Source organism: Microcystis sp. BLCC-F210, assembly GCF_042134685.1.
Classification (GTDB): Bacteria; Cyanobacteriota; Cyanobacteriia; order Cyanobacteriales; family Microcystaceae; genus Microcystis; species Microcystis aeruginosa_D.
This window is the reverse complement of the sequence record NZ_CP169647.1, coordinates 3,347,323-3,373,648: the sequence shown is the minus strand read 5'-3', so window position 1 is coordinate 3,373,648 and position 26,326 is coordinate 3,347,323. Positions and strand designations below refer to the sequence as shown.

At 42.0% G+C, this 26,326-nt stretch carries 24 protein-coding genes and 2 pseudogenes; 15 read left to right on the top strand and 11 right to left on the bottom strand.

The window, feature by feature from the left end:
* Positions 1 to 245: 245 nt before the first annotated feature.
* The 5 genes from ACE3JL_RS16200 to ACE3JL_RS16180 all read right to left on the bottom strand — a co-directional run bounded on the left by ACE3JL_RS16200 (position 246) and on the right by ACE3JL_RS16180 (position 7,446).
* Positions 246 to 1,508, bottom strand: a complete 1,263-nt coding sequence (locus ACE3JL_RS16200; protein WP_375327918.1) for a glycosyltransferase — start codon at positions 1,506 to 1,508, stop codon at positions 246 to 248.
* A gap of 77 nt (positions 1,509 to 1,585) precedes the next feature.
* Positions 1,586 to 2,581, bottom strand: a complete 996-nt coding sequence (locus ACE3JL_RS16195) for a formylglycine-generating enzyme family protein (RefSeq protein ID WP_271989250.1) — start codon at positions 2,579 to 2,581, stop codon at positions 1,586 to 1,588.
* Between the two features lie 127 nt (positions 2,582 to 2,708).
* Positions 2,709 to 4,583: a BRCT domain-containing protein gene (locus ACE3JL_RS16190; protein ID WP_271989249.1), complete on the bottom strand. Its 1,875-nt coding sequence runs from the start codon at positions 4,581 to 4,583 to the stop codon at positions 2,709 to 2,711.
* A 338-nt stretch (positions 4,584 to 4,921) separates the two neighbouring features.
* A complete protein-coding gene (locus ACE3JL_RS16185; RefSeq protein WP_150977906.1) occupies positions 4,922 to 5,491 on the bottom strand; it encodes a TIGR04376 family protein in 570 nt (189 codons plus the stop codon).
* Positions 5,492 to 6,036: 545 nt separating this feature from the next.
* Positions 6,037 to 7,446 (bottom strand): IS4 family transposase, encoded by a 1,410-nt coding sequence (locus tag ACE3JL_RS16180; RefSeq protein WP_375329619.1) that lies wholly within the window; start codon positions 7,444 to 7,446, stop codon positions 6,037 to 6,039.
* A 197-nt stretch (positions 7,447 to 7,643) separates the two neighbouring features.
* Between ACE3JL_RS16180 and ACE3JL_RS16175 the strand changes: the two genes are divergently transcribed.
* The 4 genes from ACE3JL_RS16175 to ACE3JL_RS16160 all read left to right on the top strand — a co-directional run bounded on the left by ACE3JL_RS16175 (position 7,644) and on the right by ACE3JL_RS16160 (position 11,310).
* Positions 7,644 to 8,558, top strand: a complete 915-nt coding sequence (locus ACE3JL_RS16175; RefSeq protein WP_271989246.1) for an alpha/beta fold hydrolase — start codon at positions 7,644 to 7,646, stop codon at positions 8,556 to 8,558.
* Positions 8,559 to 8,592: 34 nt separating this feature from the next.
* Entirely contained in the window at positions 8,593 to 9,813 is a 1,221-nt protein-coding gene (ispG, locus tag ACE3JL_RS16170) for a (E)-4-hydroxy-3-methylbut-2-enyl-diphosphate synthase (RefSeq protein WP_271989245.1), read from the top strand.
* Positions 9,814 to 9,904: 91 nt separating this feature from the next.
* A complete protein-coding gene (gene hisC / locus ACE3JL_RS16165; RefSeq protein WP_375327917.1) occupies positions 9,905 to 10,951 on the top strand; it encodes a histidinol-phosphate transaminase in 1,047 nt (348 codons plus the stop codon).
* Between the two features lie 101 nt (positions 10,952 to 11,052).
* Positions 11,053 to 11,310, top strand: coding sequence for a winged helix-turn-helix domain-containing protein (locus ACE3JL_RS16160; protein ID WP_185238555.1), 258 nt, complete (start codon positions 11,053 to 11,055; stop codon positions 11,308 to 11,310).
* 209 nt (positions 11,311 to 11,519) lie between these two features.
* On the opposite strand, the gene truB is transcribed toward ACE3JL_RS16160, so the two are convergent.
* The 3 genes from truB to ACE3JL_RS16145 all read right to left on the bottom strand — a co-directional run bounded on the left by truB (position 11,520) and on the right by ACE3JL_RS16145 (position 15,252).
* The gene (truB, locus tag ACE3JL_RS16155) at positions 11,520 to 12,401 is read right to left on the bottom strand and encodes a tRNA pseudouridine(55) synthase TruB (protein WP_375327916.1); all 882 of its coding nucleotides are present in this window, start codon (positions 12,399 to 12,401) and stop codon (positions 11,520 to 11,522) included.
* 105 nt (positions 12,402 to 12,506) lie between these two features.
* A complete protein-coding gene (tsaD, locus tag ACE3JL_RS16150) occupies positions 12,507 to 13,553 on the bottom strand; it encodes a tRNA (adenosine(37)-N6)-threonylcarbamoyltransferase complex transferase subunit TsaD (protein ID WP_150975165.1) in 1,047 nt (348 codons plus the stop codon).
* Positions 13,554 to 13,680: 127 nt separating this feature from the next.
* Entirely contained in the window at positions 13,681 to 15,252 is a 1,572-nt protein-coding gene (locus ACE3JL_RS16145) for a hydantoinase B/oxoprolinase family protein (RefSeq protein WP_375327915.1), read from the bottom strand.
* Between the two features lie 261 nt (positions 15,253 to 15,513).
* Here ACE3JL_RS16145 and ACE3JL_RS16140 point away from each other — a divergent pair, with 261 nt between their 5' ends.
* Entirely contained in the window at positions 15,514 to 15,699 is a 186-nt protein-coding gene (locus tag ACE3JL_RS16140) for a hypothetical protein (protein WP_375327914.1), read from the top strand.
* A 37-nt stretch (positions 15,700 to 15,736) separates the two neighbouring features.
* Positions 15,737 to 16,591: pseudogene (locus ACE3JL_RS16135) on the top strand (tetratricopeptide repeat protein); the annotation flags it as partial.
* A 9-nt stretch (positions 16,592 to 16,600) separates the two neighbouring features.
* Here the strand turns inward: ACE3JL_RS16135 and ACE3JL_RS16130 are convergent.
* The gene (locus ACE3JL_RS16130) at positions 16,601 to 17,599 is read right to left on the bottom strand and encodes an IS630 family transposase (RefSeq protein ID WP_375327663.1); all 999 of its coding nucleotides are present in this window, start codon (positions 17,597 to 17,599) and stop codon (positions 16,601 to 16,603) included.
* A gap of 81 nt (positions 17,600 to 17,680) precedes the next feature.
* Here ACE3JL_RS16130 and ACE3JL_RS16125 point away from each other — a divergent pair.
* The 4 genes and pseudogenes from ACE3JL_RS16125 to ACE3JL_RS16110 form a co-directional block, all read left to right on the top strand.
* A pseudogene (locus ACE3JL_RS16125) lies at positions 17,681 to 17,963 on the top strand (hypothetical protein); the annotation flags it as partial.
* A gap of 36 nt (positions 17,964 to 17,999) precedes the next feature.
* A complete protein-coding gene (locus tag ACE3JL_RS16120; protein WP_002740982.1) occupies positions 18,000 to 18,212 on the top strand; it encodes a hypothetical protein in 213 nt (70 codons plus the stop codon).
* 353 nt (positions 18,213 to 18,565) lie between these two features.
* Positions 18,566 to 18,784, top strand: a complete 219-nt coding sequence (locus tag ACE3JL_RS16115) for a type II toxin-antitoxin system HicB family antitoxin (protein ID WP_190359323.1) — start codon at positions 18,566 to 18,568, stop codon at positions 18,782 to 18,784.
* Position 18,785: 1 nt separating this feature from the next.
* Positions 18,786 to 18,974: a type II toxin-antitoxin system HicA family toxin gene (locus ACE3JL_RS16110; RefSeq protein WP_002780187.1), complete on the top strand. Its 189-nt coding sequence runs from the start codon at positions 18,786 to 18,788 to the stop codon at positions 18,972 to 18,974.
* 10 nt (positions 18,975 to 18,984) lie between these two features.
* On the opposite strand, the gene ACE3JL_RS16105 is transcribed toward ACE3JL_RS16110, so the two are convergent.
* Positions 18,985 to 19,188, bottom strand: coding sequence for a hypothetical protein (locus tag ACE3JL_RS16105; RefSeq protein WP_043999686.1), 204 nt, complete (start codon positions 19,186 to 19,188; stop codon positions 18,985 to 18,987).
* 457 nt (positions 19,189 to 19,645) lie between these two features.
* Here ACE3JL_RS16105 and hcp point away from each other — a divergent pair, with 457 nt between their 5' ends.
* The 5 genes from hcp to ACE3JL_RS16080 all read left to right on the top strand — a co-directional run bounded on the left by hcp (position 19,646) and on the right by ACE3JL_RS16080 (position 23,545).
* Entirely contained in the window at positions 19,646 to 21,274 is a 1,629-nt protein-coding gene (gene hcp, locus ACE3JL_RS16100; RefSeq protein ID WP_271989238.1) for a hydroxylamine reductase, read from the top strand.
* Positions 21,275 to 21,359: 85 nt separating this feature from the next.
* Positions 21,360 to 22,076, top strand: a complete 717-nt coding sequence (gene hoxU / locus ACE3JL_RS16095) for a bidirectional hydrogenase complex protein HoxU (RefSeq protein WP_002734546.1) — start codon at positions 21,360 to 21,362, stop codon at positions 22,074 to 22,076.
* Between the two features lie 6 nt (positions 22,077 to 22,082).
* Positions 22,083 to 22,481 carry a hypothetical protein gene (locus ACE3JL_RS16090; protein ID WP_193957388.1) on the top strand — a complete coding sequence of 133 codons (399 nt, stop codon included), beginning with the start codon at positions 22,083 to 22,085 and terminating at the stop codon, positions 22,479 to 22,481.
* A gap of 4 nt (positions 22,482 to 22,485) precedes the next feature.
* Positions 22,486 to 22,950: a hypothetical protein gene (locus ACE3JL_RS16085; RefSeq protein ID WP_271989235.1), complete on the top strand. Its 465-nt coding sequence runs from the start codon at positions 22,486 to 22,488 to the stop codon at positions 22,948 to 22,950.
* 46 nt (positions 22,951 to 22,996) lie between these two features.
* Positions 22,997 to 23,545 (top strand): oxidoreductase, encoded by a 549-nt coding sequence (locus ACE3JL_RS16080; protein ID WP_002740992.1) that lies wholly within the window; start codon positions 22,997 to 22,999, stop codon positions 23,543 to 23,545.
* A 278-nt stretch (positions 23,546 to 23,823) separates the two neighbouring features.
* On the opposite strand, the gene recG is transcribed toward ACE3JL_RS16080, so the two are convergent.
* Positions 23,824 to 26,292, bottom strand: coding sequence for an ATP-dependent DNA helicase RecG (gene recG, locus ACE3JL_RS16075; RefSeq protein ID WP_375327913.1), 2,469 nt, complete (start codon positions 26,290 to 26,292; stop codon positions 23,824 to 23,826).
* Positions 26,293 to 26,326 lie beyond the last annotated feature (34 nt).

The window sequence follows — 26,326 nt, the reverse complement described above, 5'->3', positions numbered from 1 at the left end:
GTTCTGTGTGATAAGTTTAACTTACAATAAGTACCTAAGCAAAATTAATTACACACTTCGATGAAGCTTTTGCCTCTTGCCTCTTGCCTATCTTCACTGGGAAATTTATTTTGCATGACTACTTATGATCGATCAATCTTTGTGTCCTTTGTGTCTTTGTGGTTCGTTCCACTCCCTCGCTCGGAGGAATGTATCCTAGAATACATTTTACCCACGAAACTAAAGAGAGCCTAGCTTCTAGCTGGCTATTTTGTCACCCGCCAACTAAGTTTAAGATTAACCCAAAAGTTCCAAATCGTGACAACGGCGATCGCAATAAAGTTAGCTAGATAGCGATTGATTCCCAAACCATTAAAGAGCAGGTTAAGCAGCAGTACATTTAAAATTAAACCAGCTAAACAAATCAAATTGAACTTGAAAAATCTTTTCCAGCGTTTATTCCAACCTCGTTGACGAGCGGATAAATCGCCAAAAGTCCAGAGATCATTCCAGATAAAATTATTAATAATTGCTAATTCGGCAGCGATGATTTTGCTGCGGGTTAATCCCCAACCCAAAGCGGCGGGATCACTGAGAAGATAGAGAAAAGCCATATCGACAAAAACCCCAGTTAATCCCACTAAACCGAAGCGAATAAATCTGTCTAAAGGTAGATTGACAATTGCATCTAAAAATCTGAGAGGCCTTTGAGAGCGCAAACGCAGCAGATGAGAGATATATTCTAGCCATTGTTTCCAAGTTACCTTACTTTCCCCCTCCTGTCGCTCTTGGAAAACATAACCCACTTCTCCGATGGTTTCGATGCGGCCTTTGCCGATGACTTCTAGTAAAATTTTGTAACCAGTGGGATTAAGAATCGGACCGGCGATCGCTTGACGACGCACCATAAAGTAACCGCTCATCGGATCGGAGACGCGACCGACCACTTCTGGCAGTAGAATTAAACCAAGAATTTGAGCGCCGCGGGAGAGAAATCGTCGCAACAGACTCCACTCGCTCACTCCTCCCCCTTCGACGTGACGACTAGCAAGAGCTAAATCGGCTCCTTTTTCGATAGTTTCGAGGAGATTATAGAGAATTTCGGGGGGATGTTGTAAATCTCCATCGATTACCCCTAGTATCTCACCTCTTGACCCTTGCCAACCCCGCACCACTGCCGACGCTAATCCTTTTTCTCCCTGACGACGCATCACCCGTAGTTGCGGGTAATCCGAGGTTAATTTGCCGGCTAATTCCCATGTGCGATCGGGACTGTCATCATCAACGATAATTAGTTCATACTGATCAAGAATTTTTCGATCAAGTAATTGACTGAGATTCTCGACTAGGGGAATAACGTTATCTCGCTCGTTATAGGTGGGAATGACTAGAGATAATTTGACTAACTTGGGTGCATCCTCGAGAATATAACTATTATTGCTAATAATTCCTTCAATTTGCTCTAAAAAAGGAATTTGCAAAGAGCCGACGGGGGTGGTTAAAAAGGGATAGGATGGAGAGTTGGTCACTCGCTTACACTCACAGACTAAAACAGTTTTAGAGACGCGCAATTCACTGGCAAAGTTTTTGAAACCAGAATTTTGAGCTAACTACTGGCGATGCGGAATCCTAATACACTATAGCGATTATCAGGACCAAATTGGCCCCGACTAGCGGATCGACATTCCCTCAATTCTGTCCCCCAACCACCCCCACGTAGAACGCGATAGCGATTGCCGGTACTATTAGGATCGGCCAGCCATACTTGGTCATCGCTGGGAGCATTTTTATAGTTGCGATGCCAAGAATCGGCACACCATTCGTATAAACTGCCGTGTAAATCGTATAATCCGAAGGCATTTGGGGGAAAACTGCCGACAGGGGTAGTTTTAGCTCGAAATTCGCTCTCTCTTTCCACTGCATAAGGAAATTTAATGGCATAGTAGTTAGCGAATTCACTGGTAAGGGTGGCACCAAAGTAGAAGGGTGTGGTAGTGCCAGCACGACAAGCATATTCCCATTGTGCCTCGCTTGGGAGTCGATAGTTTCTGCCAGTAGCCCTGGAAAGTCGATCGCAAAACTCGATCGCATCATACCAAGAGATGCTATCGACGGGTAAGTTATCCCCTTGAAAGTGAGAGGGATTAGGGTTTAAATCGCGGTTAATTTTGGGCAGATTAGCGACAATTTGCCATTGTTTTTGGGTTATCGGGTATTTACTCAGGTAAAAACTGTTTACCTTGACTGAGCGCTGGGGTTTATCACTACCAGTAAAGTCTCCTTTTTCTCCGTCCGGTGTCCCCATGATAAAAGTGCCAGCAGGGATAGCAATCATCTCTAATTCCCCAAGGGTTTCCCTGTAGTATTCGGCACTGCGGGAATTGCGATCGATCACAAAACCGCTAGGATCGAGAGTAACGGTTTCAAAGGAAAAGCTTTGTCGGGGGGGAAAAGAGGAATTTGGGGAGGGTTGCGGGGGGATGATTGTCGTAGCAGTGGAGGGGGAAAAAATATTTTTTCTATCTAGAATCGCTGCCAGTCCGACTCCTGCACCGATAAGAACGAACCATCGGCCAAATTTACGTCTGTTTACTTGAATCATGGTTTTAGTAATAAGTAGTCGTGCAAAATTAATTTCCTAGTCGAGATAGGAGACTCCGAAACGGGAGACAGTTAGTTAGTTATCAGATGTGAATTGAAAACTCAAATTTGATAACTAACTAACTGTTTTAGGATTCTACCATTTGCAGAAATTGGGCTTCTGAAAGAGTTTTAATACCTAATTTTTGAGCCTTTTTGAGTTTCTCACCGGGAGCTTTACCGAGGATAACATAATCAGTATTCGTACTAGGGGAACCAGTAACAGTACCACCGACATTAATAATCAATGATTTCGCTTGCTCGCGACTGATTTTGCTGAAGGTTCCTAATATAACTAGGCTTTTTCCCCTGAGGGGGTTTTCTGCGGATTCTTCACTCGTTTGGACTATTTTTGCTGCGGGTTGCACTTCTAAACTTGTATCGGCAACCGTAATTTTTTCTGCTGTTACTACAGGGGGTTCATCGGCAATCACCGGGGGGGGTTGCGGTTCTTCTACTACTGGAGTCTCACTAATAATTGCTTCTGGTTCATTAGTAGTAATAGGGGTATTTTGTCGAGAGAGGTCGTCTCTTTTTTGCTGTAGGTTTTGAATTTTAACCTCTAAAGCGGTGATTTCTGCTTGCTTAGTTGTTAACTCACTCTCAAACTTAATTGTTTCCTTTTCTAAAGTTTTAGCTGCCGTTTTTTGGACTGCTAAATCTTGAGTTAGTTGGCGATTTTGTTGGCTTAATTCCTCGATATGATGGGAAGTTGTGGCTTCTAATTGATCTTTTTCGGCACTTAATTGGTGTAGTTGAATTTCTAAATTAGAAATGTTCTCCCGATAGATTTCTAGCTGTTGGGGTAACTGGGTTAATTCCTGTAATTGCCCTTCTAAATCAGCAATTTTTGCCTGAGAATCGGCCAATTGTTGGGGTAACTGGGTTAATTCCTGTAGTTGCCCTTCTAAATCAGCAATTTTTGCCTGAGAATCGGCCAATTGTTGGGGTAACTGGGTTAATTCCTGTAGTTGCCCTTCTAAATCAGCAATTTTTTCGGCAGCAGTGGTTAATTCTGCCGATAATTCCCCTTTCTGGACTGCTAAAGCTTGTGACTCCAGTTTAGCTGCTTCGAGATGAGCTTTGAGACTGTCCTTTTCGTCGGTTATAGCTGCCACTTGAGCGACGGTTTCTTGCAGTTTTATAGTTAAATTGTCGCATTCTTGGCCTAAAGAGAGCGATCGAGTTTGACTTGCGGCTAAATCTTCGCTGAGAGACTTTTTTTCCCGCTCTAACCCACTAATTTGACCCTGTAAGCTGGCCATTTCCTGCTGTCCTTGCTCATACTGTTCTGTTTGGTCAGCTAGATTCTGTTCTAGGGTTTGAATTTGACCTTGCAAGCTGGGAATTTGAGCAGCTAAATCGCTTAATTCTTGGTTTTTATGATCTAAATCGGCCACTTTCGCCCTTAATTCCCCCTGTAAGAGAGCTTTATCCTGCTCTAGGGTCTGAATTTGACTATAGAGAGAGGTGGTCTGTTTTTTAGTCAAATCAAATTGACGGTTAATTTCGCCTTTTTGCTGCTCTAAAGTTTGAATCTGTGCCTCTAAGCCAATAATTTGGGCTTTTTCTGCCTCTAACTGCTCCATCAAACCAGTTTTCTCCGCTTCTATGTCCTTAGCGGTGGTTTTCAGTTGTTCGATTTCACCCTCACTTATCTGCACAGCTTGCTGGAGGGACAGGAGAGAATTTTCTAAATCCGTAGCTTTATGTTGTAATTGGGCGGAATGTTGTTCTATGTGAATAATTTTGGCGTGTAGCTGCTGATTTTCGTCTTTTAAATCTGATTGCGCCACGTCTAAGCCCTTGACTTGAACCAACAAATCTGAGTTACTTTGCTGTAATTGCGCTTGTGCGGCTAAAAGGGCGGTATTTTTGCTGACGAGACCAGAGCGCGACCAGAGGAATAGTCCTCCGAAAACAGCACTTAAACCTAATCCTTCATAAATTAATTCGTTGAGCATATCTACTCTCCTAGACAAGCGAAAAACAGTCACCTAACCGAACTGATGGGGCAATTTTGGTTATAGACCTACATCTCTACTTATATCAGTTACGGGGTACATTACAGAAAGCAGAAGATTCAATTTAGGTGCAATCGCCAGAACTTTTCCCCATATCATACCCAAAAGTGTGTTAGTCAGATTAGCCCATATCGCACTTAAACCCACAGTTTCAATCAATGTGCATGGTGCTACAGCGATAGCGATCGCACTAGGCGGATATTTCGGGTATTTCAACCTTATTTCATGTCTAAACGTTTCGCACGCATCTTTTCTGTTATGATCTGACAACGCCGTAATTATCGTCCCATTTCTCGCTTTAATTTTTTCAATTCTTCTTCCATTTCCCATTCTTTAAATTTTAGATCGAGATTATCGTAGTTTGAGCGCTGATAGTCCGATTCTTGGGGTTGATCCCAAAAAGTGGTTTCCCAGTCACGGGACTGATTTTTAGGGGCTTTTTCGGCTTTAATTTGCACTTCCTGACGACGTTGTTGTACTTGCTGCAGTAACTCTTGGGATTGCGTCAGACGTTTTTTCACCCCTTCCATCCGTCCCCACAGTTGATTACCCTGACGGAAGAGGGCCGCCTCGCGTTCACTGGCAGCCTTAACCAAGTCCTGCCGTCCAGCGGCCTTAGCCTTATCGATTCTAGCGTGCCAAGTTTGGATATCTTGAGCAGTGGCCAAAATTTGCTGTTCGAGACGTTGACGCTCATTTTCTAGGGCGCTAATTAGTTTAGCAGTATCGCGCTCCTGTTCGCGCAGTTGTTCCACCAGCGCCTGTAATTCTAATTGGGGATGACTTCTGAGAAATTCTTCCAGTTGGGTTTCAAGAAAGCGACTGACATCATCAAATAGATTGCCCATCTGTGCAGTATCCTAAATTTGCAATTAAAGTCTAGGAGCGATTTTAATCCCCCTCTTTTTAGCATAGGCTAGATCAACCCTAGGTTTAAATATATTTGGGAAAAGTAGTACAAAAATGTTATTCGGCTGCGGGTTAGGGACGGGGAAACCCGTATAATAAAACTAAGTAGCTAGTTATAATTAAATTAAAAATGGATTTTGGGTGCCGATCCCCCCTTAGTCCCCCCTTGATAAGGGGGGTGCCGATCCCCCCTTAGTCCCCCCTTGATAAGCTGTCCTTTAGTCACATCTTTCTTAACATTTCAAACCTTTGTAGCACAAGGCTTTCAAGACTTGGTTAACAATTTGTAATATTCCTTGTTGACACTCTTACTGACAAAGAAAAAACTGAAATCAAGTCAGGATAAGGGTTGGAGTGCTTACTGAAAAAATTGTCAAGAAAGATCCCTATAATGGACAGCTTAGTCCCCCCTTAATAAGCTATCCATTAGTCACATCTTTCTTAACATAAAATTTGACAAAAAGAGAAAAGTGTGCCAGATGGCTCAAGGGGGTTCTATGGGGGGACCAATTTGATGAGATAGTTTCCAAGTCTGGCTGATATCATGTAACCTTCGCAGTCCCAACCAAATAGTTTTAACACCGGGTTCACCGTCACCTTTTCTACCTAAAAACCCCCCAAGAGAAGCAATCATTCTGACCGCTTCCCTAAAGGAGGGCGGCTTTTCAGGCGGCGGACTCTTTTTATGAATAGTGGCACACAAAGATTGCCATTCATGTTCTTCCAAAAAACTTTCACAACTCTCCTCTCCGTGTAAGCGTGCTTGATAAGTTAACCAGAGTAATCTCCAGGCTACAATTGAATAGGTAGCTAAAGCCATCTCAATTCTCCGACCCGTTTCTAATTGCAGTTTTTCTAATCCACAACCACTTTTTAAAACAAAATGATAGCGTTCTATCAACCAGCGATAACTATACCAGCGCACGCAGTTTATCGCTGATTCAAAGCTACTAATGTCTAGGCTAGTTAAGAGGAGCCAACTGATAGGATTAACCCCGGGAGGCGGATTTTCTTCTTCAGCTAAAATTACCTGTAATTTGACCGGTTGACGAGGGTTCGCTTTCGAGTGATGGCTAGGTACTTGTATTTCAAAACTGGCAAATCTAACTGTTAGTTTAGCTAGTCTAGCCTCGTGATTAGGATTGCGTTTTACTTGCACATCTAGGCTACCACAGGCTTTTATTTCTCTGATGGATTGATGTAAATATTTAGTCTCTGGATGCCCTGACCTTTGCTTGTCTTCGAGATAGTTAACTTTTCGGTTATGAGTTCCTCGAATTAATAAATGAGAGTTAGGACTTCTTGATTGGGCAAATAAATCAAATATGTCTGCCTCACAATCTCCGATTGTTACTACTTGAATATCTTCGGGTATTTGTTGTTGTGTTTCTGATACAGAATCTAACCATCTTTGACTTTCTTTTTCTTGGGTTTCTCTTTTTTTGCGTTGCTTGGCAATCCCTAAATTCTTTTCTTCTCTTGCCCAGACATATTGATTAATCAGTCCTAAAGGTATTCCTTCCGCTGACACTCCTAAGGTGGTATGAACTTTGAGTCCAAAGGATTTTTTACAATCTAGATAACCCATTCCTTTTTTGGCTTTTTGGGTCGTAAAGTCTAAACTTGTTGTGTCTTGCACTGCCAAAACTATTGGATGTTCTTTGATTCTTTCTACTGTACTTTTGGCCTGGGCGGCAATTATATCTGAGGGGTGAAAATAGGGGGAATTCCAAAAGTCGTAGGTGGCACTCGCTGCGGCTAGATTTCCCGAAGCTTGTGGCACACTTGTACTAGGTTGGCTGGCCAAGTTTTCCACGATACTGATTAACCTTTTCTTTCTTCTGGTGTCCCCTAGGTCTGCATACTGTAATTCTTGGGCTGCCCATTTCTCCATTTTTTTGCTTACCTCCACCTTAATTCCTTCTTTCAAAACTATACCTGTCAATCGTTTCCCCTTTTTTTAAGTTTCTTCTCTTTTTGTTAAGAAAGATCTGACTAATGGATAGCTTAATAAGGGGGGCATCTGATAATTTTTAACGCCTATCTACTTAGAGTAATATTTCCTGAAAACCTCTTAATTGTTTGACTTAAGTGACAACTTCACCAGCTTGGACAGAACGTATCGGTTATCAACGGGATTGGGTGTGGCGCGGTTGGCAAATTCGTTATAGTTTTATGCCGGCAAAAAACCCCCACGATGCCGATAATCCCCCTTTAATTTTACTGCACGGATTTGGAGCGGCGATCGAACATTGGCGAAATAATATTCCCATTCTCAGCCAAAATCATCGAGTTTACGCGTTAGATTTATTAGGTTTCGGTGGTTCACGTAAAGTGCAGGTTCCCTATACCGTTAATCTCTGGGTGGAACAGATACACGATTTCTGGCAAACTTTTATTAATACACCAGTGGTATTAGTGGGAAATTCGATCGGTTCTTTAGTTAGTATGGCCCTAGCGGGTAAATACCCAGAAATGGTAGCTGGATTAGTTATGCTCAGTTTACCCGATGTCAGTCGCCGGCGGGAAATGATCGCCGATTGGTTATTAAATATCGTCACTCCCATCGAAAACTTTTTCACTTCTCCTTGGCTATTAAAACCGATTTTTTATTATCTGCGTCGTCCGCAAGTCTTGAAAAAATGGACAGGAATCGCCTACGAGGACAAGAAAGCAGTTAGCGAGGAATTAGTACAAATTATCGCCGCCCCAACCCTAGATGAGGGGGCAGCCGAGGCCTTTGTTTCCCTAGCACAAGCAGTCAATCATCCCGAATATTGTCCACCGGCAAAGTTAATTTTACCACGCTTAGAAATCCCGATTTTATTGTGTTGGGGCAAACAAGATCGGATGGTTCCCGTCCAGTTAGCCCAGGGTTTTGTCTCCCTTAATCCTAGGATTAAATATGTAGAATTTGAACGGGCCGGTCATTGTTTACAGGATGAATGTCCCGACCGTTTTAATCCAATTTTATTAGATTGGCTAGAATCTGTTGCTGTTCTTTGAGAGAATAGGGAGAGTGATTGTTGGTGATAGTCCTATGCAAACCTTGGAATCGACGTTCAACCCCCTCGCAACTGCCTCCGAATTCGACACCACGATTCACCGACGCAAAACCCGTCCCGTCCGGGTAGGTAGCGTTACCATCGGTGGTGGTTATCCCGTAGTCGTGCAGTCGATGATTAACGAGGATACCCTTGATATAGATGGTTCTGTGGCCGGTATCCGTCGCCTCCATGAGGTCGGTTGTGAAATTGTCCGCGTCACCGTGCCGAGTCTAGCCCATGCCACTGCGTTAGCTAAAATTAGGGAAAAACTGCTAACCACCTATCAACCTGTGCCGTTAGTAGCCGATGTGCATCACAACGGCATGAAAATTGCCCTAGAAGTGGCCAAGCACGTCGATAAAGTGCGGATTAACCCCGGTTTGTACGTTTTCGAGAAACCGAAGGCCGACCGCAGCGAGTACAGTCAAGCAGAATTTGATGAAATTGGCGAAAAAATTGCTGAAACCCTGAAACCTTTAGTAGTTTCCCTGCGAGATCAAGGTAAAGCGATGCGAATCGGCGTTAACCACGGTTCTCTGGCCGAAAGAATGCTCTTTACCTACGGCGACACCCCCGAAGGAATGGTACAGTCGGCTTTAGAATTTATCCGCATCTGCGAATCCCTCGATTTTCGCAATCTGGTGGTTTCCCTGAAAGCTTCCCGCGTGCCGGTGATGGTGGCCGCCTATCGTCTCATGGTTAAGCGCATGGACGAGTTAGGTATGGATTATCCCCTGCATTTGGGGGTTACTGAGGCAGGAGATGGGGAATACGGACGAATTAAATCCACTGCTGGGATTGCCACTCTCTTAGCGGACGGTATTGGTGATACGATTCGCGTTTCTCTGACGGAAGCTCCCGAAAAGGAAATTCCCGTCTGTTACAGCATTCTCCAGGCCCTGGGACTGCGGAAAACCATGGTCGAGTATGTTGCCTGTCCTTCCTGTGGTCGCACTCTTTTTAATTTAGAAGATGTCCTCCAGCAAGTGCGCGCAGCGACTCAACACCTCACCGGACTCGATATCGCCGTTATGGGTTGCATTGTCAATGGACCGGGAGAAATGGCCGACGCAGACTATGGTTATGTGGGGAAACAGGCCGGTTATATCTCCCTTTATCGCGGTCGCGAGGAAATTAAACGCGTCCCCGAAAATGAAGGTGTAAGGGAGTTGATTAATTTAATTAAAGCCGATGGCCGTTGGGTAGAACCCTAATTAGTTTTACCATTGGGGGTTGACATCTATGCAACCCCTGATAATCAGCTATAATAAAAAGCTTGCTAGAAATTGCCGCCCCAGAGAGTTCATGCTACCTACACGCGATTGTGTTCGTCAAACCCCCGCTTACACTCCGGGAGAACAGCCCCAAAGCGCGGGATTTACCAAACTTAACACCAATGAGAACCCCTATCCCCCACCGGCGGAAATTTTTGCCCCCTTGCAAGAGCAATTAGAGAAAGTCCGACTCTATCCCGATCCTATCTCCAAAGAGTTACGGCAAACGGCGGCGGAATTATACGGCATAACAGCCAATCAGATAATCGCGGGTAATGGCTCTGATGATATCCTCAATATCGCCCTGCGTACCTTTGTTAACCCCGGTGAAAGCGTTGCTTTTTTGGATTTAACCTATTCCCTTTACGAGACAATTGCTCGGGTACACGGGGCAAATATTATCGAATTTACCACTAATGATCAATTTGAATTAGCGGGACCGGTTATTTGTCCAGAAGCGAAATTAATTTTTCTCGCTTCTCCTAATCCTCCCCTCGGTAAAAATCTTGATCGCGACTATTTAGAAGCAACCTGTGCTAATGCGTCGGGATTGGTATTAATTGATGAAGCTTATGTGGATTTTAGTGATGACAATCATCTCGATTTTCTCTCCCGTTACGATAATGTCATCATTAGTCGCACCATGTCGAAAAGTTATAGTTTAGCGGGGTTAAGAGTCGGTTTCGGTTTTGCTTCTGGGGCCATTATCGAACAGATGGATAAGGTGCGTGATTCCTATAATTTAGATCGGATTGCTCAAACTTTAGCCACAGCAGCTTTAAAACACCATAATTATTTTGAGCAAGTTTGGCAAAAAGTCTGTCAAACCCGCAGCCGTTTAATTACTTCTTTGCGCGATTTGGGATTTATTGTCTTTGACTCGGAAGCTAATTTTATCCTCGCTTCTCCCCCGCACATTAGTGCCAGTGAGTTATATAATCAACTGAAAGGGCGTCAGATATTAGTGCGATACTTTAAACATCCTCGCATTCAGAATTATGTGCGGATTTCTATCGGCACTGATGAGGAGATTGATCGCCTTTTATCTGCTGTTCAAGAGATTATGGGAACAAATTAATCTCGATTTTCGTCAGGGTTTTATTAACACTTTAAACCCTGATAAATTCTCGAAAAAAAGGCTAGATTGATCGGAACAAAGCAGCGATAAACAAGGGTCTAATGGCCTGTCGTTTCTCCCGATTACTAGCCTTGGCTATCAAGATTATTAGTCCGACAAAAGGATTAAATACTAGCGCACAAATTTTTGAACTTATGCAGTTTTATCCCCAAGGAATTACAGTTCAAGAATTGAGCCAACGCTTAAATCGTCCTGTTTCTATGCTCAATCTTTGTCTAAAATCTTTGGTTGCTTCTAAAAAAATCGTGGCAAAAAAAAATCACAATCAGTGGGTTTATACTGTTGATAAAAAAGCTTAGTTTGTCCAGATAAGCATACTTAAGATGTAGAAAAAGTATTTATTAAGTACCCAGAGAGAATCAATTATACATATTTTTCCCTTTCCTGTTGCCTCTTTCCGGAGGGCGAATGCAATTCGCCCCTACAATAATATTATTGCGCCAATTGCCTGCGCCCAAAATGTAATATAGACATTTCTATAAAACTGAGATATACCCATATATTACCCCTATTGCTGAATAACTATTTTAGGCTGTAGATAGTATTCATCTTCTGCGACAACTATCTCACCAATGCCGAGAAATTGAGCCTCTAAAGACTCCACAGCAACGAGAGAACTGCTCATAACATTTGTATCGGTGAGATTAATTTTTCTACCGTGAAACCAATCGATAACCCTCTCTGGTGTCAAAGAAATCCAGTCTAGATGTGCCAAGGCAATGCGCGGCGAAATTAAACCCTCGGAATTAGCCATTAAAGCTTCCAGGTTAATACTATCAGCTAATTGAAAACCACAGCTTTCCGTGCGAGTTAAACTGGCTAAAGTGCCACCCACAGCTAACACCTTGCCCAAATCTCTGGCCAGGGAACGGATATAAGTCCCCGATCCACAGTGAATATCTAGCTCCATTTGTGGAAATTCGCCATCTAACCAGCCTAAAACCGTAATTTGGTCAATTTTGACCTGACGAGGCTCCACTGCGATTATTGCCCCTTTGCGCGCCAATTCGTAGAGACGGCGACCATCTTTGTGAATAGCACTATACATCGGCGGAATCTGGGTAATATTGCCAATAAATTCCGCTAAATAAGGCTTAACTTCCTCTAAAGTTAAATCGGCACAGGGACAAGTGGCGATCGCTTTTCCCGTAATATCATCGGTATCGGTGCTGAGTCCTAACTGGATTTTTGCCCGATAAGCCTTATTTTCGGGTAAATAGGGCAGTAATCGGGTGGCAGCACCGACGGCGATCGGTAAAACTCCCGTAGCCATAGGATCTAAAGTTCCCCCATGGCCGACTCTTTTAGTCTTCAGAATTTTGCGGACTTTGGCCACGCAATCGTGAGAAGTCCAATCGGGGGGTTTATTGAGATTTAAAAAGCCAAACATTATAAATTATGAATTATGAATTATGAAGTGGGGTGGTGGGGTGATGGGGAGAATAGATAAAAGCAATCTCCTCAATTCTGAATACTGAATACTGACGGCTGATAGCTAAAAATCTGACGTATTATATAATTGCATAACTTCGCTTAAAGGTAAACGGGAACGAACACCGAGAGAAAGGTCAGAAAAATGACCAAGATCATAATGATCAACAGCAGCACAAGCAATCATAGCGGCGTTATCGGTACAGAGTTTGAGCGGCGGAAAATAGACGGTTAAATCATGATTTTTGGCGGCAGTTTCCAGATGATTTCTTAAGGCACTATTAGCAGCCACTCCTCCCCCGATCGCAATAGTTTTTAAGCCATAATCTAAGGCACAATTGATTGTCCGACGGGTTAAACTTCTGGCTACCGTATCTTGAAAACTAGCGGCTATATCAGCTACAGGTAAATTATCTGGCTCGAATTTCTCTACTAAGCGCAAAACAGCCGTTTTTAAACCGCTAAAACTGGAATCGTAGGCATGAAAACCGCCAGTTGGTAAAGATATTTTACCTTCAGGTAAGGGAAAAGCTTGGGGATTACCATCTTTAGCCATGCGATCGATTATCGGACCTCCGGGATAACTTAAGTTTAATAATCGTGCCACTTTATCAAAAGCTTCTCCGGCTGCATCATCTCTAGTGGTTCCTAATTGTTGATATTTACCGCAAGCCTGCACATGGATTAAACTGGTATGACCCCCGGAGACTAAAAGAGATAAAAAAGGAGGTTTAAGATCAGATTCAGCGAGATAGGAAGCATAGATATGACCTTCGAGATGATGAATACCGATAAAGGGTTTATCGTGGATAATAGCCAGGGTTTTGGCTGCTGTCATTCCCACCATCAAAGCGCCTACTAAACCGGGAGCAACTGTGGCGGCTATTCCATCAATTTCTGACCAAGTTAAACCCGTTTCTTGCCAAGCTTTTTCTAGACAAAAATTAATGGTTTCTAAGTGTTGTCGCGAGGCTATTTCTGGCACAACACCGCCATAGAGACGATGGAGATCAATTTGAGAAGAAACCACACTACTCAACACCTGGTTATTGTTAACAATAGCCACGGCCGTTTCATCGCAACTAGTTTCGATCGCTAAGATAATTGTCATAAATTAATCAGTAAATCGTCAGACACCCCCCTTATCAAGGGGAGATTAAGAGGGAATCCATCTTTAATTTAATTATAACCACTTACTTGATTTTGCTTGGGTACTTAATTAAAATTAAAGTTATCGTTCAGCAATTTCCATAGCCACCACCGCCGGGGGTTTCAATAATAAAAATATCACCGGGGTTCATTTCTATAGTAGCAGTGCCGGGCAATTCTTCGATAGTTCCATCGTTTCTTTCCACGGCATTACGTCCTATTTTACCGGCTTTTCCTCCCGCTAATCCAAAGGGGGGAATCCGGCGATTACTAGATAAAATATTAGCAGTCATCGCCTCTTGAAATTTAATCCTTCTAATTACACCATCACCTCCAGAATATTGTCCTTTACCGCCACTATCTTGGCGAATACTAAAACTTTCTACTACCACAGGATAGCGCATTTCTAATACTTCTGGATCCGTAAGACGGGAATTAGTCATCTGGGTTTGTACGGCAGCGGTTCCCGCAAAATTTGCGCCAGCACCGGAACCGCCGCAAATAGTCTCATAATATTGATATTCTTGGTTGCCAAAAGTGAAATTATTCATCGTTCCTTGACTGGCTGCTTGAATACCTAAAGCACCGTATAAAGTATTAACTATTGCCTGGGAAGTTTCCACATTTCCTGCTACCACGGCCGCCGGATAAACAGGATTAAGAAAACAACCAGATGGGATAATTAAATGGAGGGGTTTAAAACAGCCAGCATTTAGAGGAATTGCCTCCTCTACAAGAGTACGAAAAACGTATAAAACCGCCGCTCTTGTCACTGCCAGGGGTGCATTAAAATTATTATTTAACTGGTCAGATGTGCCAGTAAAATCAATAGTTGCTTGACAATTATTAATATCTATGCTAATTTTTACCTTGATGACAGCGCCGTTATCCAGATAATAGGTAAATTCACCATCTTTGAGGACAGATATAGCTTTTCTAACTGCTAATTCGGCATTATCTTGAACAAATTGTTGATAGGCTTTAACCATAGCTAATCCGTAGCGATCAACCATATTATGTAATTCTCTTTCCCCCTTGGTATTAGCGGCTATTTGTGCCTGAAAATCGGCAATATTTTGAGCAATATTGCGCGCAGGAAAAGGATTATTAGTTAAGTGATTAATTAATTCTTGTTCCCGAAACTGGCCCGCTGCTACCAGCAAAAAATTATCGAATAAAATTCCTTCTTCGCTAATATGAACAGAATGGGGAGGCATAGAACCGGGGGTAATGCCACCGATATCAGCTTGATGTCCCCGGGAGGCAAGATAAAATAATATTTCCTGATTTTGACGGTCAAAAATAGGACTAATTACTGTAACATCTGGGAGGTGAGTACCGCCATTATAAGGATTATTAGCCAGATAAATATTTCCAGGACGAATCGTCTCCCCTTTATCCTCAATTAAGCTTTTGACACTATCGGCCATAGAGCCTAAATGAACGGGAATATGAGGAGCATTAGCGATTAAATTTCCCACCTCATCAAAGATAGCACAGGAGAAGTCTAGGCGTTCTTTAATATTGACACTTGCTGCCGTATTTTGCAGAGTAATCCCCATTTCTTCGGCAATAAATTGATAGAGATTTTTAAAGATTTCTAGATAAATAGGATCGGCAACGGTCGTTATTTGCGAGCAGGAAGAATTGAGAGGGGACATAATACTAAATCTGGTTATTAAAGACTGATTGCATGAGTAGAAAACAGATTTCTCGGAGAAACCCGTTTTCTGTAGTAGAGTATAGGCTACATATCAGGTTAGCTTAGGAAACCTAGGCTCTTCTAGGTTGTGTGTGATAAGTTTAACTTAAGTAGTCGTGCAAAATTAATTTCCTAGCAAAGATAGGCAAAAGGCAAGAGGCAAAAGGCAAGAGGGGGTTAGATATGTGTAATTAATTTTGCTTAGGTACTTACATTATGATTGATCAATCTTTGTGTCCTTTGTGTCTTTGTGGTTCGTTCCACTCCCTCTCTAGGAAGAATGTATCTTAAAATACATTTTACCCACCAAACCCAAGAGAGCCTTATCGCTTGTCTTGAAGTTCGATTGTCGATTTCCCCTTTCAGGACGAGTTTGAACCCCGAAAGGGACGACTTTCGGCAGTAGAGATATAATTTTCTTATCTCCTTTACGCTTTTCTTCGATGCTATCCTTACTAAAAAAGCTCTGGAATTGGCTAAAATCGCTCTTTATTGCCAGTCCAAAGGCAATTAACCCCAAAAAAGTCAAAAATACTCCTCCAGAACCCAGCGATGGGGAATATGAAGGGATATTGATGGGGTTATTCGAGCAGGTGGCGGCGGGAACCACTACCGGCGGGTTACGGGGATGGCTATACAGTCGCCATTGTGACGATAAAAAGCTGGCGCGGTGGTTAGAGGTCAAAAGCGAGGAATGGCTACAGTATCCAGAAGATTATCAAACTTTAGGGCGGGATCTGGCGGCTTTAGGCAAGGTGATGACGGGAAATCTGGGGGAAGTGTCCCAACGGATTAGCCTCCAGTTACGCGACGCGGTGAGGGATGTTTCCGGTGTGGAGGAGGAAAATCTAGGCCCAAAGGAGACGGATTTAACGGAAGTGGTTCAGGATGTCGCATTCTGGTTTGAGCAAGGATACCAGAAAGCAATCAATGGGGATTTTATTGGCGCGATCGCATCCTGGGATCGAGCTTTAGAAATTAAACCCGATTTCCATCTAGCTTGGTTGATCCGAGGGTTTGCGTTAGATAATTTAGGCAGATTTGAAAAAGCGATCACATCTTATGATCAAGCTTTAGAAATTAAACCCGATTACCATGAAGCTTGGAACAACCGAGGGAATGCGTTAGATGATTTAGGCAGGTTTGAAGAAGCGATCGCATCCTGGGATCGAGCTTTAGAATTTAAACCCGATTTCCATGAAGCTTGGAACAACCGAGGGATTGCGTTAGGTAATCTAGGGAGATTTGAAGAAGCGATCGCATCCTACGATCAAGCTATTAAAATTAATTCAAATTATGCTAAGTACCTAGGCAAAATTAATTACATACTCGCCTCCAAAATTGTCCAGCACTTTTTTAACGTAAGCGAGGAGGCTCTTTCGGTCTTTATAGGCGCTAAATTCAATCCATTCATATTTTAAAAATCTCCATAATATTTCAATTAAATTTAAATGAGGTGAATAAGTGGGCAACCAAAATATTTTCAAGTTTTTCTTTTCCCATTCCTCAAGTTTCTCGATAAATGCATCGCTGGTATGAATGGAAGCTTGGTCAATTATTATGACAGTTTTTTTCTGTATATTTTGGCAATATTTATCCAGAAAATTGATAACTATCTCGCTAGTAACCGTTCCGACCTGTGTCTCATAAAATAATTGATTATCTCGTTTCATTATTCCTAAAATATTTAGTCTTTTACCTTCAATTGGTGGTAACTTTATCGTGGTTTTTTCTTCTTGCCAAGCATAAGGAATACAAGGCTTTGAATCCCATCCCATTTCATCCAAATATCCTATCTCAATCTCTCCTCTTTTTTCCTGTTTTTTGAGTTCTTCTAAAATAGGTAGTTTGACCTCAAGCTCCCACTCATCAGGGGTTTTGCCCAACCCTCTTCTCACCCTTTTCCACCTCATGTTGATTTTTTTTATTAGTCTTTTTATCGTGTCTTTGCTTATGGTTAATTTCCATTCTTCTACAATTTTGATCTGGATTTTTTTTAAGCTTTTCGGTTCTTCTTTTACCCAGTCAATAACTTGTTGACCTTGGGCTTCTGTCAATTTAGGTTTTCTCCCTCTTCCTCGACGATTATAAAAACCAATTAGTTTTCTATCCTCCCAGTTCGTCAACCAATTATAGATGGTCTTTCTCGTAACTCCAAATATTCCGCTCAATTCTTCTATCGTGGTTCCCTGAAAACTTAAGAGTATACATTTCGCTCGCTCTCTTACTTGATGATGTTTACTAGCTCGATAAATTCTCTCTAGCATTTTCTGGCTCTCGGGGTTTAGGTCTCTAATCAATCTCATTGTATTTTCCTGCTACTTCGTTTTTTCATGTATTATACTTCTTAATTTTTTATTTGGGTAATTAATTTTGCATGACTACTTAATGCTTACTACAATAAAGCTTGCTGTTATGGCTTACAAAACAATGTGGAATTAGCTAAGTACCTAAGCAAAATTAATTACACATATCTAACCCCCTCTTGCCTTTTGCCTCTTGCCTTTTGCCTATCTTTACTAGGAAATTAATTTTGCACGACTACTTATCGAAAACTTACAACGCGCCATCAATCTTGATGTCAAATATCAGGATATGGCGAAAACAGATAAAGATTTTGAGCAGATTCGGGGAGATGAGCGGTTTCAGAGTTTCCTAAATCGAGTATAATAATATATATTTGTATTTTAGCTAAGGAGATATTCTATGACTAATACCTACACAGCTATAATTCAGCCAGACGGAGATTGGTGGATTGGTTGGATAGAAGAAATTCCGGGAGTTAACTGTCAAGAAGCATCTCATGACCAGTTATTAGAAAGCCTAAAAATTACTCTTAGCGAAGCATTAGAATTGAATAAACAGGAAGCAATTGCCGCTACTAGGGGAAACTACCAAGAAGAGAAAATTGTTGTATGAAACGCAAACAGTTTATCGATCACGTCCTGTAGGGGCGAAGCATTCGGACAATAACCTATCGGTGAAACCGTAGATTTTCTATCTGAATGCTTCGCCCGTACTTTTTCAGCAAGTCCTAGCCATTCTTGGTGGTTTAACCCCCAATTAAATAAAAAATCTGCGATTCCAAGACATACGGAAATTAGGGATATTCTCGCTAATAAAATCTGCAAAGACCTCGGAATACCACTAATCAAATAAATCGTTCATCAGTCTTGATGTCAAATATCAGTATCTGGCAAAAACAGATAAAGATTTTGATCAGATTCGGGGAGATGATCGGTTAAGTTAAGTAAATAAAAAAAGAGATAACTATGCTCAATCAATATACTGCTAAATATACAAAAATTCCCTCTGGTTACATGGGACAACTAATAGAATGGCCAGAAGTGATTACCGAAGGAGCAACCTTAGAAGAATGTCGAGAAATGCTCAAAGATGCTCTCTTGGAAATGATTTTAGCCTATCAACAACAAAACCAACCGATTCCTCTAGAAGAATGCTTGTTAGAATCAATTTATCTAAGTATTTAAGATGTCAGTAAAACGCAGAGATCTAATCAAATATTTTGAAGAAAATGGTTTTTATCTTCTCAGGGAAGGCGGGAATCACTCTATCTATACCAATGGAGAAAAAACTATTCCCATTAAAAGACACCGTACTATTGATAAAGTAACAGCCAATGTCATTTGCAAACAAGCTGGACTAGAAGCAAAATTTTAAATCACCTCGATTAAAGCTTGTAATAAATATTTATTTTAGGTGCATTCCAATCATTTTCAAGGTGTTGGAGGTGATAATAAGATTCTTTGACCTCGGTTTCTGACCATTCCAATTCTTCAACTAGAAGTGGCTGTTCAGGGTTTTGAGGAAAATCAACAGATTGCTTCCTAGCATTCAGAGAAATAGATGCTGGTTTAGTTTCTTGATTTGACATATCAGAAATTATACTAAATCTGGTTATCAAAGACTGATTATTTATTCTCCCCTTTGCCGTTCGGCTAAGCTCACGGCCGAAGCCTCTTGCATGAGTCCCTCTCTTGATATGTAGCCTATACCAAGGTATTTAGTATAATTGACCGCCTAAAAATCGAAAATTTCGCTTATTATATCATAAAAATCACCAAAAATACTTAATTTAAATAAGACAACTAAATAATTGTTTAATCGATAATTCTTGAGGAAATCTAAAATCAGAACCCAACCGGCAAAAAGAGTGAGAGAATAAAAACATAGTTCAGAGACGAGAGGCTGTCAAGACAAGCTTTCCAGTGGTAAAATCTATAATTATTGCCTGGTGAAGGCTAATCAATAACTTGCAAAAAAGCGGGATTCAATTTAGTAGAACAAATCGCGACAATCTGTCAATCTACTGAAAAAAAGAGAGAAAAATTATGTTTTGTGAACAATGCGAACAAACTGCTAGTGGTAATGGTTGTCATCAGTGGGGAGCCTGTGGAAAAAGTCCCGAAGTCAACGCCGTTCAAGACTTATTAGTTTATTGTCTGCGGGGATTAGCATCGGTGGTTTTAAAAGCTAAAGAAGCGGCGATATCTACTCGCAAAGCTGATATTTTTACCTGTGAGGCACTTTTCGCCACCATGACCAATGTTAACTTTGATCAACGGCGTTTTACTGATTATATTCAGCGTTGTTTAGAGATTCGAGAAAATTTAAAAGCACAATTGGGATCGCTGGACTGGTCTGCACTTGCCAACTATCAGCCTAATTTTAATGAGAGTCTAGTTAGCCAAGGTCAAGAAGTATCCTTAGAACTAATTGAAAAAGTGCAAAACCTCGATATTTTTTCCCTAAAGTTAACTGCTATCTACGGAGTTAAAGGTCTGGCTTCCTATACTTTCCACGCTCAGGAATTAGGTCAAGAGGATGACTCAGTTTATCAGGTTATCCAAGAGACTTTAGCGGCAATTGATCGGGGGGATTTAAACCTCAATGATTGGGTGGCAATCTGTCTAAAAGTCGGGGCGGCAAACCTGCGGGCCATGGAATTATTAGATCAAGGTCATACCGAAACCTACGGTCATCCCATACCGACAAATGTTCCCTTAAATCCGCGTCTAGGTAAAGCCATTTTAGTCTCCGGTCATGATATTAAACAATTGGCAGCTTTACTGGCACAAACTGCCAATACTGGGATAACAGTCTATACCCACGGAGAATTATTACCCGCCCACGGTTATCCAAAACTCAAAGAAAAATATCCCCATCTCTACGGTCATTATGGCACCGCCTGGCAAAATCAAACTAAGGAATTTGCTAAATTTCCGGGGGCAATAGTTTTAACTACTAATTGTCTCATGCCCCCCCACGAAAACTATGAAAGTAAACTTTTTACCCTCGGACCTGTGGGTTATGCCCATATTAACCGCTTAGAAACAGTGGACGGTGCGATCGATTTTAGTCCCGTGATTGCTAAAGCGCAGTCATTGCCCGGATTTACTGAAATAAGCGAACCTCGGCAGGTAATGGTAGGATTTGCCCACAATACCGTTCTTAGTGTCGCTGATACGGTGGTTGATGCCCTTAAACAGGGTAAAATCCGTCACTTTTTCCTAGTTGGCGGCTGCGATGGCGCAAAACCCGATCGCAATTACTACACCGAATTTGTGGAACAAGTCCCCGAAGATTGCATCGTTTTAACCCTTGCCTGTGGAAAATTCCGCTTTTTCGACAAGCAATTAGGTAGCATCGAAGGATTACCCCGGCTAATGGACGTGGGACAATGTAACGATGCCTATAGTGCCATCAAAATCGCCCTAGGATTAGCCAACGCTTTTAACGTTAGCGTCAATGAGATTCCCCTCTCCCTAATTATCTCTTGGTACGAACAAAAAGCGATCGCTGTACTGCTCACCCTGCTGCATCTAGGTATTCAAAATATCCGTCTGGGACCAACTTTACCGGCATTTATCTCCCCTAACGTCCTGAAATTCCTCTCCGATACCTATCACCTGCAGCCGATTACCACCCCCGCAAAAGACTTAGCCGCTTGTCTAGGTTAAAACTTTCTGTAAAAATCCCACCCTTGGCCACAAATTGTGGCCTATGGGAAGGAGAGGGATATTATCCTCAAGGAGAATAATTTGTATGTCCGTAATCACTTTAAGCATTGATGGTAAAGATGTAGCGATCGAAGCGGGTTCGCGAGTTCTCGCAGCCGCTAGTCAGGTAGGAATAAAAATTCCCGCCCTCTGTCATCTGGACGGAGTTTCCGAAGTAGCTGCCTGTCGCTTATGTTTGGTAGAAATTGAAGGTATTAATAAATTATTACCTGCCTGTGTAACGGAAGTGGCGGAAGGAATGGTGGTCCATACCGATACCCCAAAACTGAAAGAATATCGCCGCATGACAGTGGAATTATTATTCGCTGAAGGTAATCACGTTTGTGCGGTTTGTGTGGCTAATGGTAACTGTGAATTACAAGATTTAGCCATCGAAGTGGGTATGGATCATAGTCGTTTTCCCTACCGTTTTCCCAAGCGAGAAGTGGATATTTCCCATCATCTTTTTGGTATCGATCATAATCGTTGTGTTCTCTGTACCCGTTGTGTGCGAGTCTGTGATGAAATTGAAGGGGCGCACGTTTGGGATCTAGCTTATCGCGGCGAAAAAGATAAAATTATCGCGGGAATGGATCAGCCTTGGGGCAGCGTTTCTGCCTGTACTTCCTGCGGCAAATGTGTTGCCGCTTGTCCAACCGGGGCAATATTCCGCAAGGGTTCCGCCGTTTCTGAAAAAGAGGAAGATCGATCGAAGTTGGAATTTTTAGTTAATGCTAGGACTGAACACCAATGGACGCGTTAGCGAAAAATGGTAGATTCTCAAAACGTTCGTTGGGGACATCTAGGTATTTATGCCAAGTATCTGCGGGCGGAAATGGCTCTGTATGACGAGATTATGGGGATGAATGAAGATATTCGCTTGATTTCCGATTACTGCGGTATTTTTGCCCAGGAAACTCAACGAGCAAAGGACTACGCTTTCGGTAGCGGTGTCAGTCAGTATGAATTTTGGCCTAGTATTGATATGGCAAAGGCTTGGTTGAGGATGGCGCGAGGACAGGGAACGGCGATCGATCGCGTCTTTCTACAACACGAAATCTTAGAATCGGATTTAGTGATCAATCAGGGTATGAATCAGCCTTCTGCTCACGAAATCGCTCAAGCTCAATATGGTTGGTCTGTCCTACTGCGTCAAGGGAATCAATAATGTTATGAATGATACAAATCTCGAACAGACCTTTCTGCAAGCCTTGGATCGCTGTCTATCCCTGCTGGATTATCAATCTCAACCAACCAATTTAGCTTGGTCGGCGATCGAACTTTTCGCCGAAGTTGGGCGATTTCCCCAGATGCTTCGTCAATTCTGTGATCAATACCGAGAGCGTGTGGCGGCGGCAGATCGGGCGATCGAGGATTACGCCAGTAGTGTGGATAATTGGACAGTCAAGGGGACTATTTTCGGGGCGCAGGATCAATGTAATATCTTGCATTTTTTTCTCAATGTCCACACGAAAAATTTTAAGTTTTTTAGAGGTGAAAATTGGACACCACAGCTAATCTGTGAATTTTTGCAAGAATGGAAGGGGATCGATCTTTTTTCTTTAATTGCAGATAATCAGGAACTTGTCGAGATAGGCAAAAACCCTCCCCTCGGTAAACAGCCGCTTTTCTATTAGCTAGTAATCACTATTGCCCAAACCTAACAAACAAGGAATTAAAATTATGAGTAAAATTCGCTTCGCTACTGTCTGGTTAGCCGGTTGTTCGGGATGCCATATGTCCTTCCTCGATTTGGACGAATGGCTGTTAGAATTAGCCGAAAAAGTTGACGTGGTGTATAGTCCCGTCGGCTGCGATCTGAAAACCTATCCGGAAAATGTCGATGTCTGTTTAGTGGAAGGAGCGATCGCTAATCAGGATAATTTAGAACTAATTCATCTAGTCCGTCAAAATACCAAAACCGTCGTTTCTTTTGGTGATTGCGCTGTGACTGCTAATGTTCCCGCTATGCGGAATATGTTGGGAACTGCCGATCCCGTGCTAAAAAGAGCTTATTTAGAGTTAGGAGATAACACACCTCAACTACCAGAAGAACCCGGTATCGTTCCCGAATTATTAGATCAAGTGCTGCCCGTCCATCAAGTCATTCCCATCGATATTTTTATGCCGGGATGTCCCCCCGATGCGGACAGAATTCGCGAGACATTGATTCCGATTTTAAAAGGGGAATTACCCGTGATGGCAGGACGAGAAATGATTAAATTTGGTTAATTAAATCAGTTATCAGTTATCAGTTATCAGTTATCAGGAGACAGCTTTGACGTATTCTCCCCATTTGCTTCTCCCGGCTCTTCTCGACTTTGTGTGATAATTTTTGCTTATAGAATCGTGAAATATTTACCTAGAAAGACTTTGAGGACTATTTTGCTGAAGAAACTATCAGTATAGACCCCGTTTCCACACAGAAACCAGAAGAGCCTTCTCCCTTCTCCCCTCACTCCCCAATTCACAATTCATAATTCATAATTCATAATTCATAATTCCCCAAATCAAGTTAAAATATCCGCTCCTAACATCCGTTGATATTTAGCTTCTAAAGCTTGTTTCAAATTGGGCAAAGTGATTAAATGGGGATCATCTAACATAATTTTTTCTGCGGCATCTCTTGCCAAAACTAACACCTCTTGATCCTCCACTAAACTAGCGAGAGCAAAATCTGGTAAACCCGATTGTCGTTGTCCTAAAACTTCTCCTGGACCGCGAAATCGCATATCCATTTCCGAGATAAAAAAGCCGTCTTGGGATTGTTCCAAAACCGTCAATCTTTGACGGGAATTAGCACTATTACTGCCACTTAAAAGTAAACAATAGGATTGATGGGAACCTCTGCCCACGCGCCCCCGTAATTGATGCAATTGTGAAAGGCCAAAACGTTCGGCATTTTCAATTAACATCACCGTGGCATTGGGAACATCCACCCCCACTTCGATAACCGTAGTTGAGACAATAATTTGCAGAATATTATCGCGAAAAGCTGTTAAGATTTCCTCTTTTTCGGCAGAACTCATGCGACCATGGAGTAAACCGATATTAAAATTAGGAAAAATCTTTTCTGATAAATTTTGATATTCTTCCACCGCAGCCCTCACATCTAATTTTTCCGATTCTTCAATTAAGGGAAAAATCACATAAGCTTGTCTGCCTTGAGCAATTTCACGGCGAATTAAATCATAGGCAGCCCTTCTTTGATTGCCATTTAAAGCGGTGGTTTGAATCGGTTGTCTGCCGGGGGGTAATTCGTCAATTTGACTCACATCTAAATCCCCATGCAGGGTTAAAGCTAAAGTACGGGGAATCGGTGTTGCTGTCATGGTTAAAACGTGGGGAGACTCTCCTTTGCTTAATAATCTTGCCCTTTGTTGTACCCCAAAGCGATGCTGTTCATCAATAACAACTAAACCTAATTTGCGGAAATTAACTGCATCTTGAATTAGGGCATGAGTTCCCACTAAAAGTGGTAATTCTCCTGTCTCTAATTGGGCGTGAATTTCTCGCCGTTTAGCGGTTTTTGTGGAACCAGTTAATAATTCTACGGGTAAATGTAAGAGATTAAACCAGCTAACTAACTTACGATAATGTTGTTCTGCTAAAACTTCCGTGGGAGCCATTAATGCCGCTTGATAACCGGATTGTAGGGCTGCTAAAATGGCATAAACTCCGACAATTGTTTTGCCAGAACCCACATCCCCCTGCACAAGACGATTCATCGGGGTGCTAGAATCTAAATCATCTAAAATTTCCTCAATAACTCGTTTTTGAGCATTGGTTAATTGAAAGGGAATTATCTGATTAAATTGATCAATTAGTTGACCCTTAGCACTAAAAATAGCACTTTTCTGTGTCTGACGATACTGTTGCCGCCGCCGCAGAAAACCCAATTGTAAAAAGAAGAATTCATCAAAAACTAATCGCCGTCGCGCTTGACTGAGAATATCGGAATTATTGGGAAAATGAATGTTAGTAATTGCTGTTTTTAAATCGATTAATCCGTATTGTTTTTTTAGACCGAAAGGTAGGGGGTCTTTTATCGCCTCTACTGCCCCAAAAGCGGCGACTACAGACTTTCTAATTAGGTCGGCGGGTACTCCATCGGTGAGGGGATAAACCGGCAGAATACGCCCGATTTTTAAGGACTCAATACTTGCCCCAGAACTGTCTAATAATTCAAATTCAGGATTTTCTAAAGTTAACCCATATTTACCCGCTTTAACTAAACCACTAACCGCCACCACCGAACCGACGGGATAGAGTTTTTTTTGTCCTTCTTGCCAAGCTCGATTAGTATAGCGAGTTCCCGCATAAAAACGGTTTAATTTTATCTGTCCAGTGCGATCCTGTAAGAGCAATTCAAAGATAGCTAACTTGGTATTTTTGGGGCTATTAAAACAATTACAGCGCTTGACATTCCCCACTAAAGTTACCGTTTCTCCCTCGGTTAAATTAGCGATATTGACTTGACGACTGTAATCCACATGATCCCGGGGATAATAATATAATAAATCTTCAACTTTGTGGAGGTTTAATCTTTCTAAAAGACTGGCTTTTCTCTCTCCCACTTCCGCTAGATATTTCAAAGGTTGTTCGAGGGTGACTTGCCGTGGAGAATGAGCTTTTGCAGTGATGGGAGTGGTATTAATAATTTTTGCTGCAGCTGGTTCTTTTGGGGTAGGGGTTGCTTCTAAAGTTTGCCGTAATTGTTGTAAAAAATTGCGAGTTTCGGTGACTAATTGTTGTCTTTGTCTAGGATTAAATTGGGAATATTGGGCAAATTTTTGGGCTAATTCTCGCCAGCGATTTCTCTCACTGGTGGAAATTCCCACGGGAGGGTTATCTCCGAAACTAAGACACAAAAACTCGCTAAAACGATATTGATTTCCCTGAAGATCGGGATAACCTTTTTCCGCTTCTATAGATAAGGCTTTTTGTAATCTCACCCAGTCGGGCATTTCCCCTTTCATAATTGCCTCTTGACTCCAAATTTCCCAGTATTAT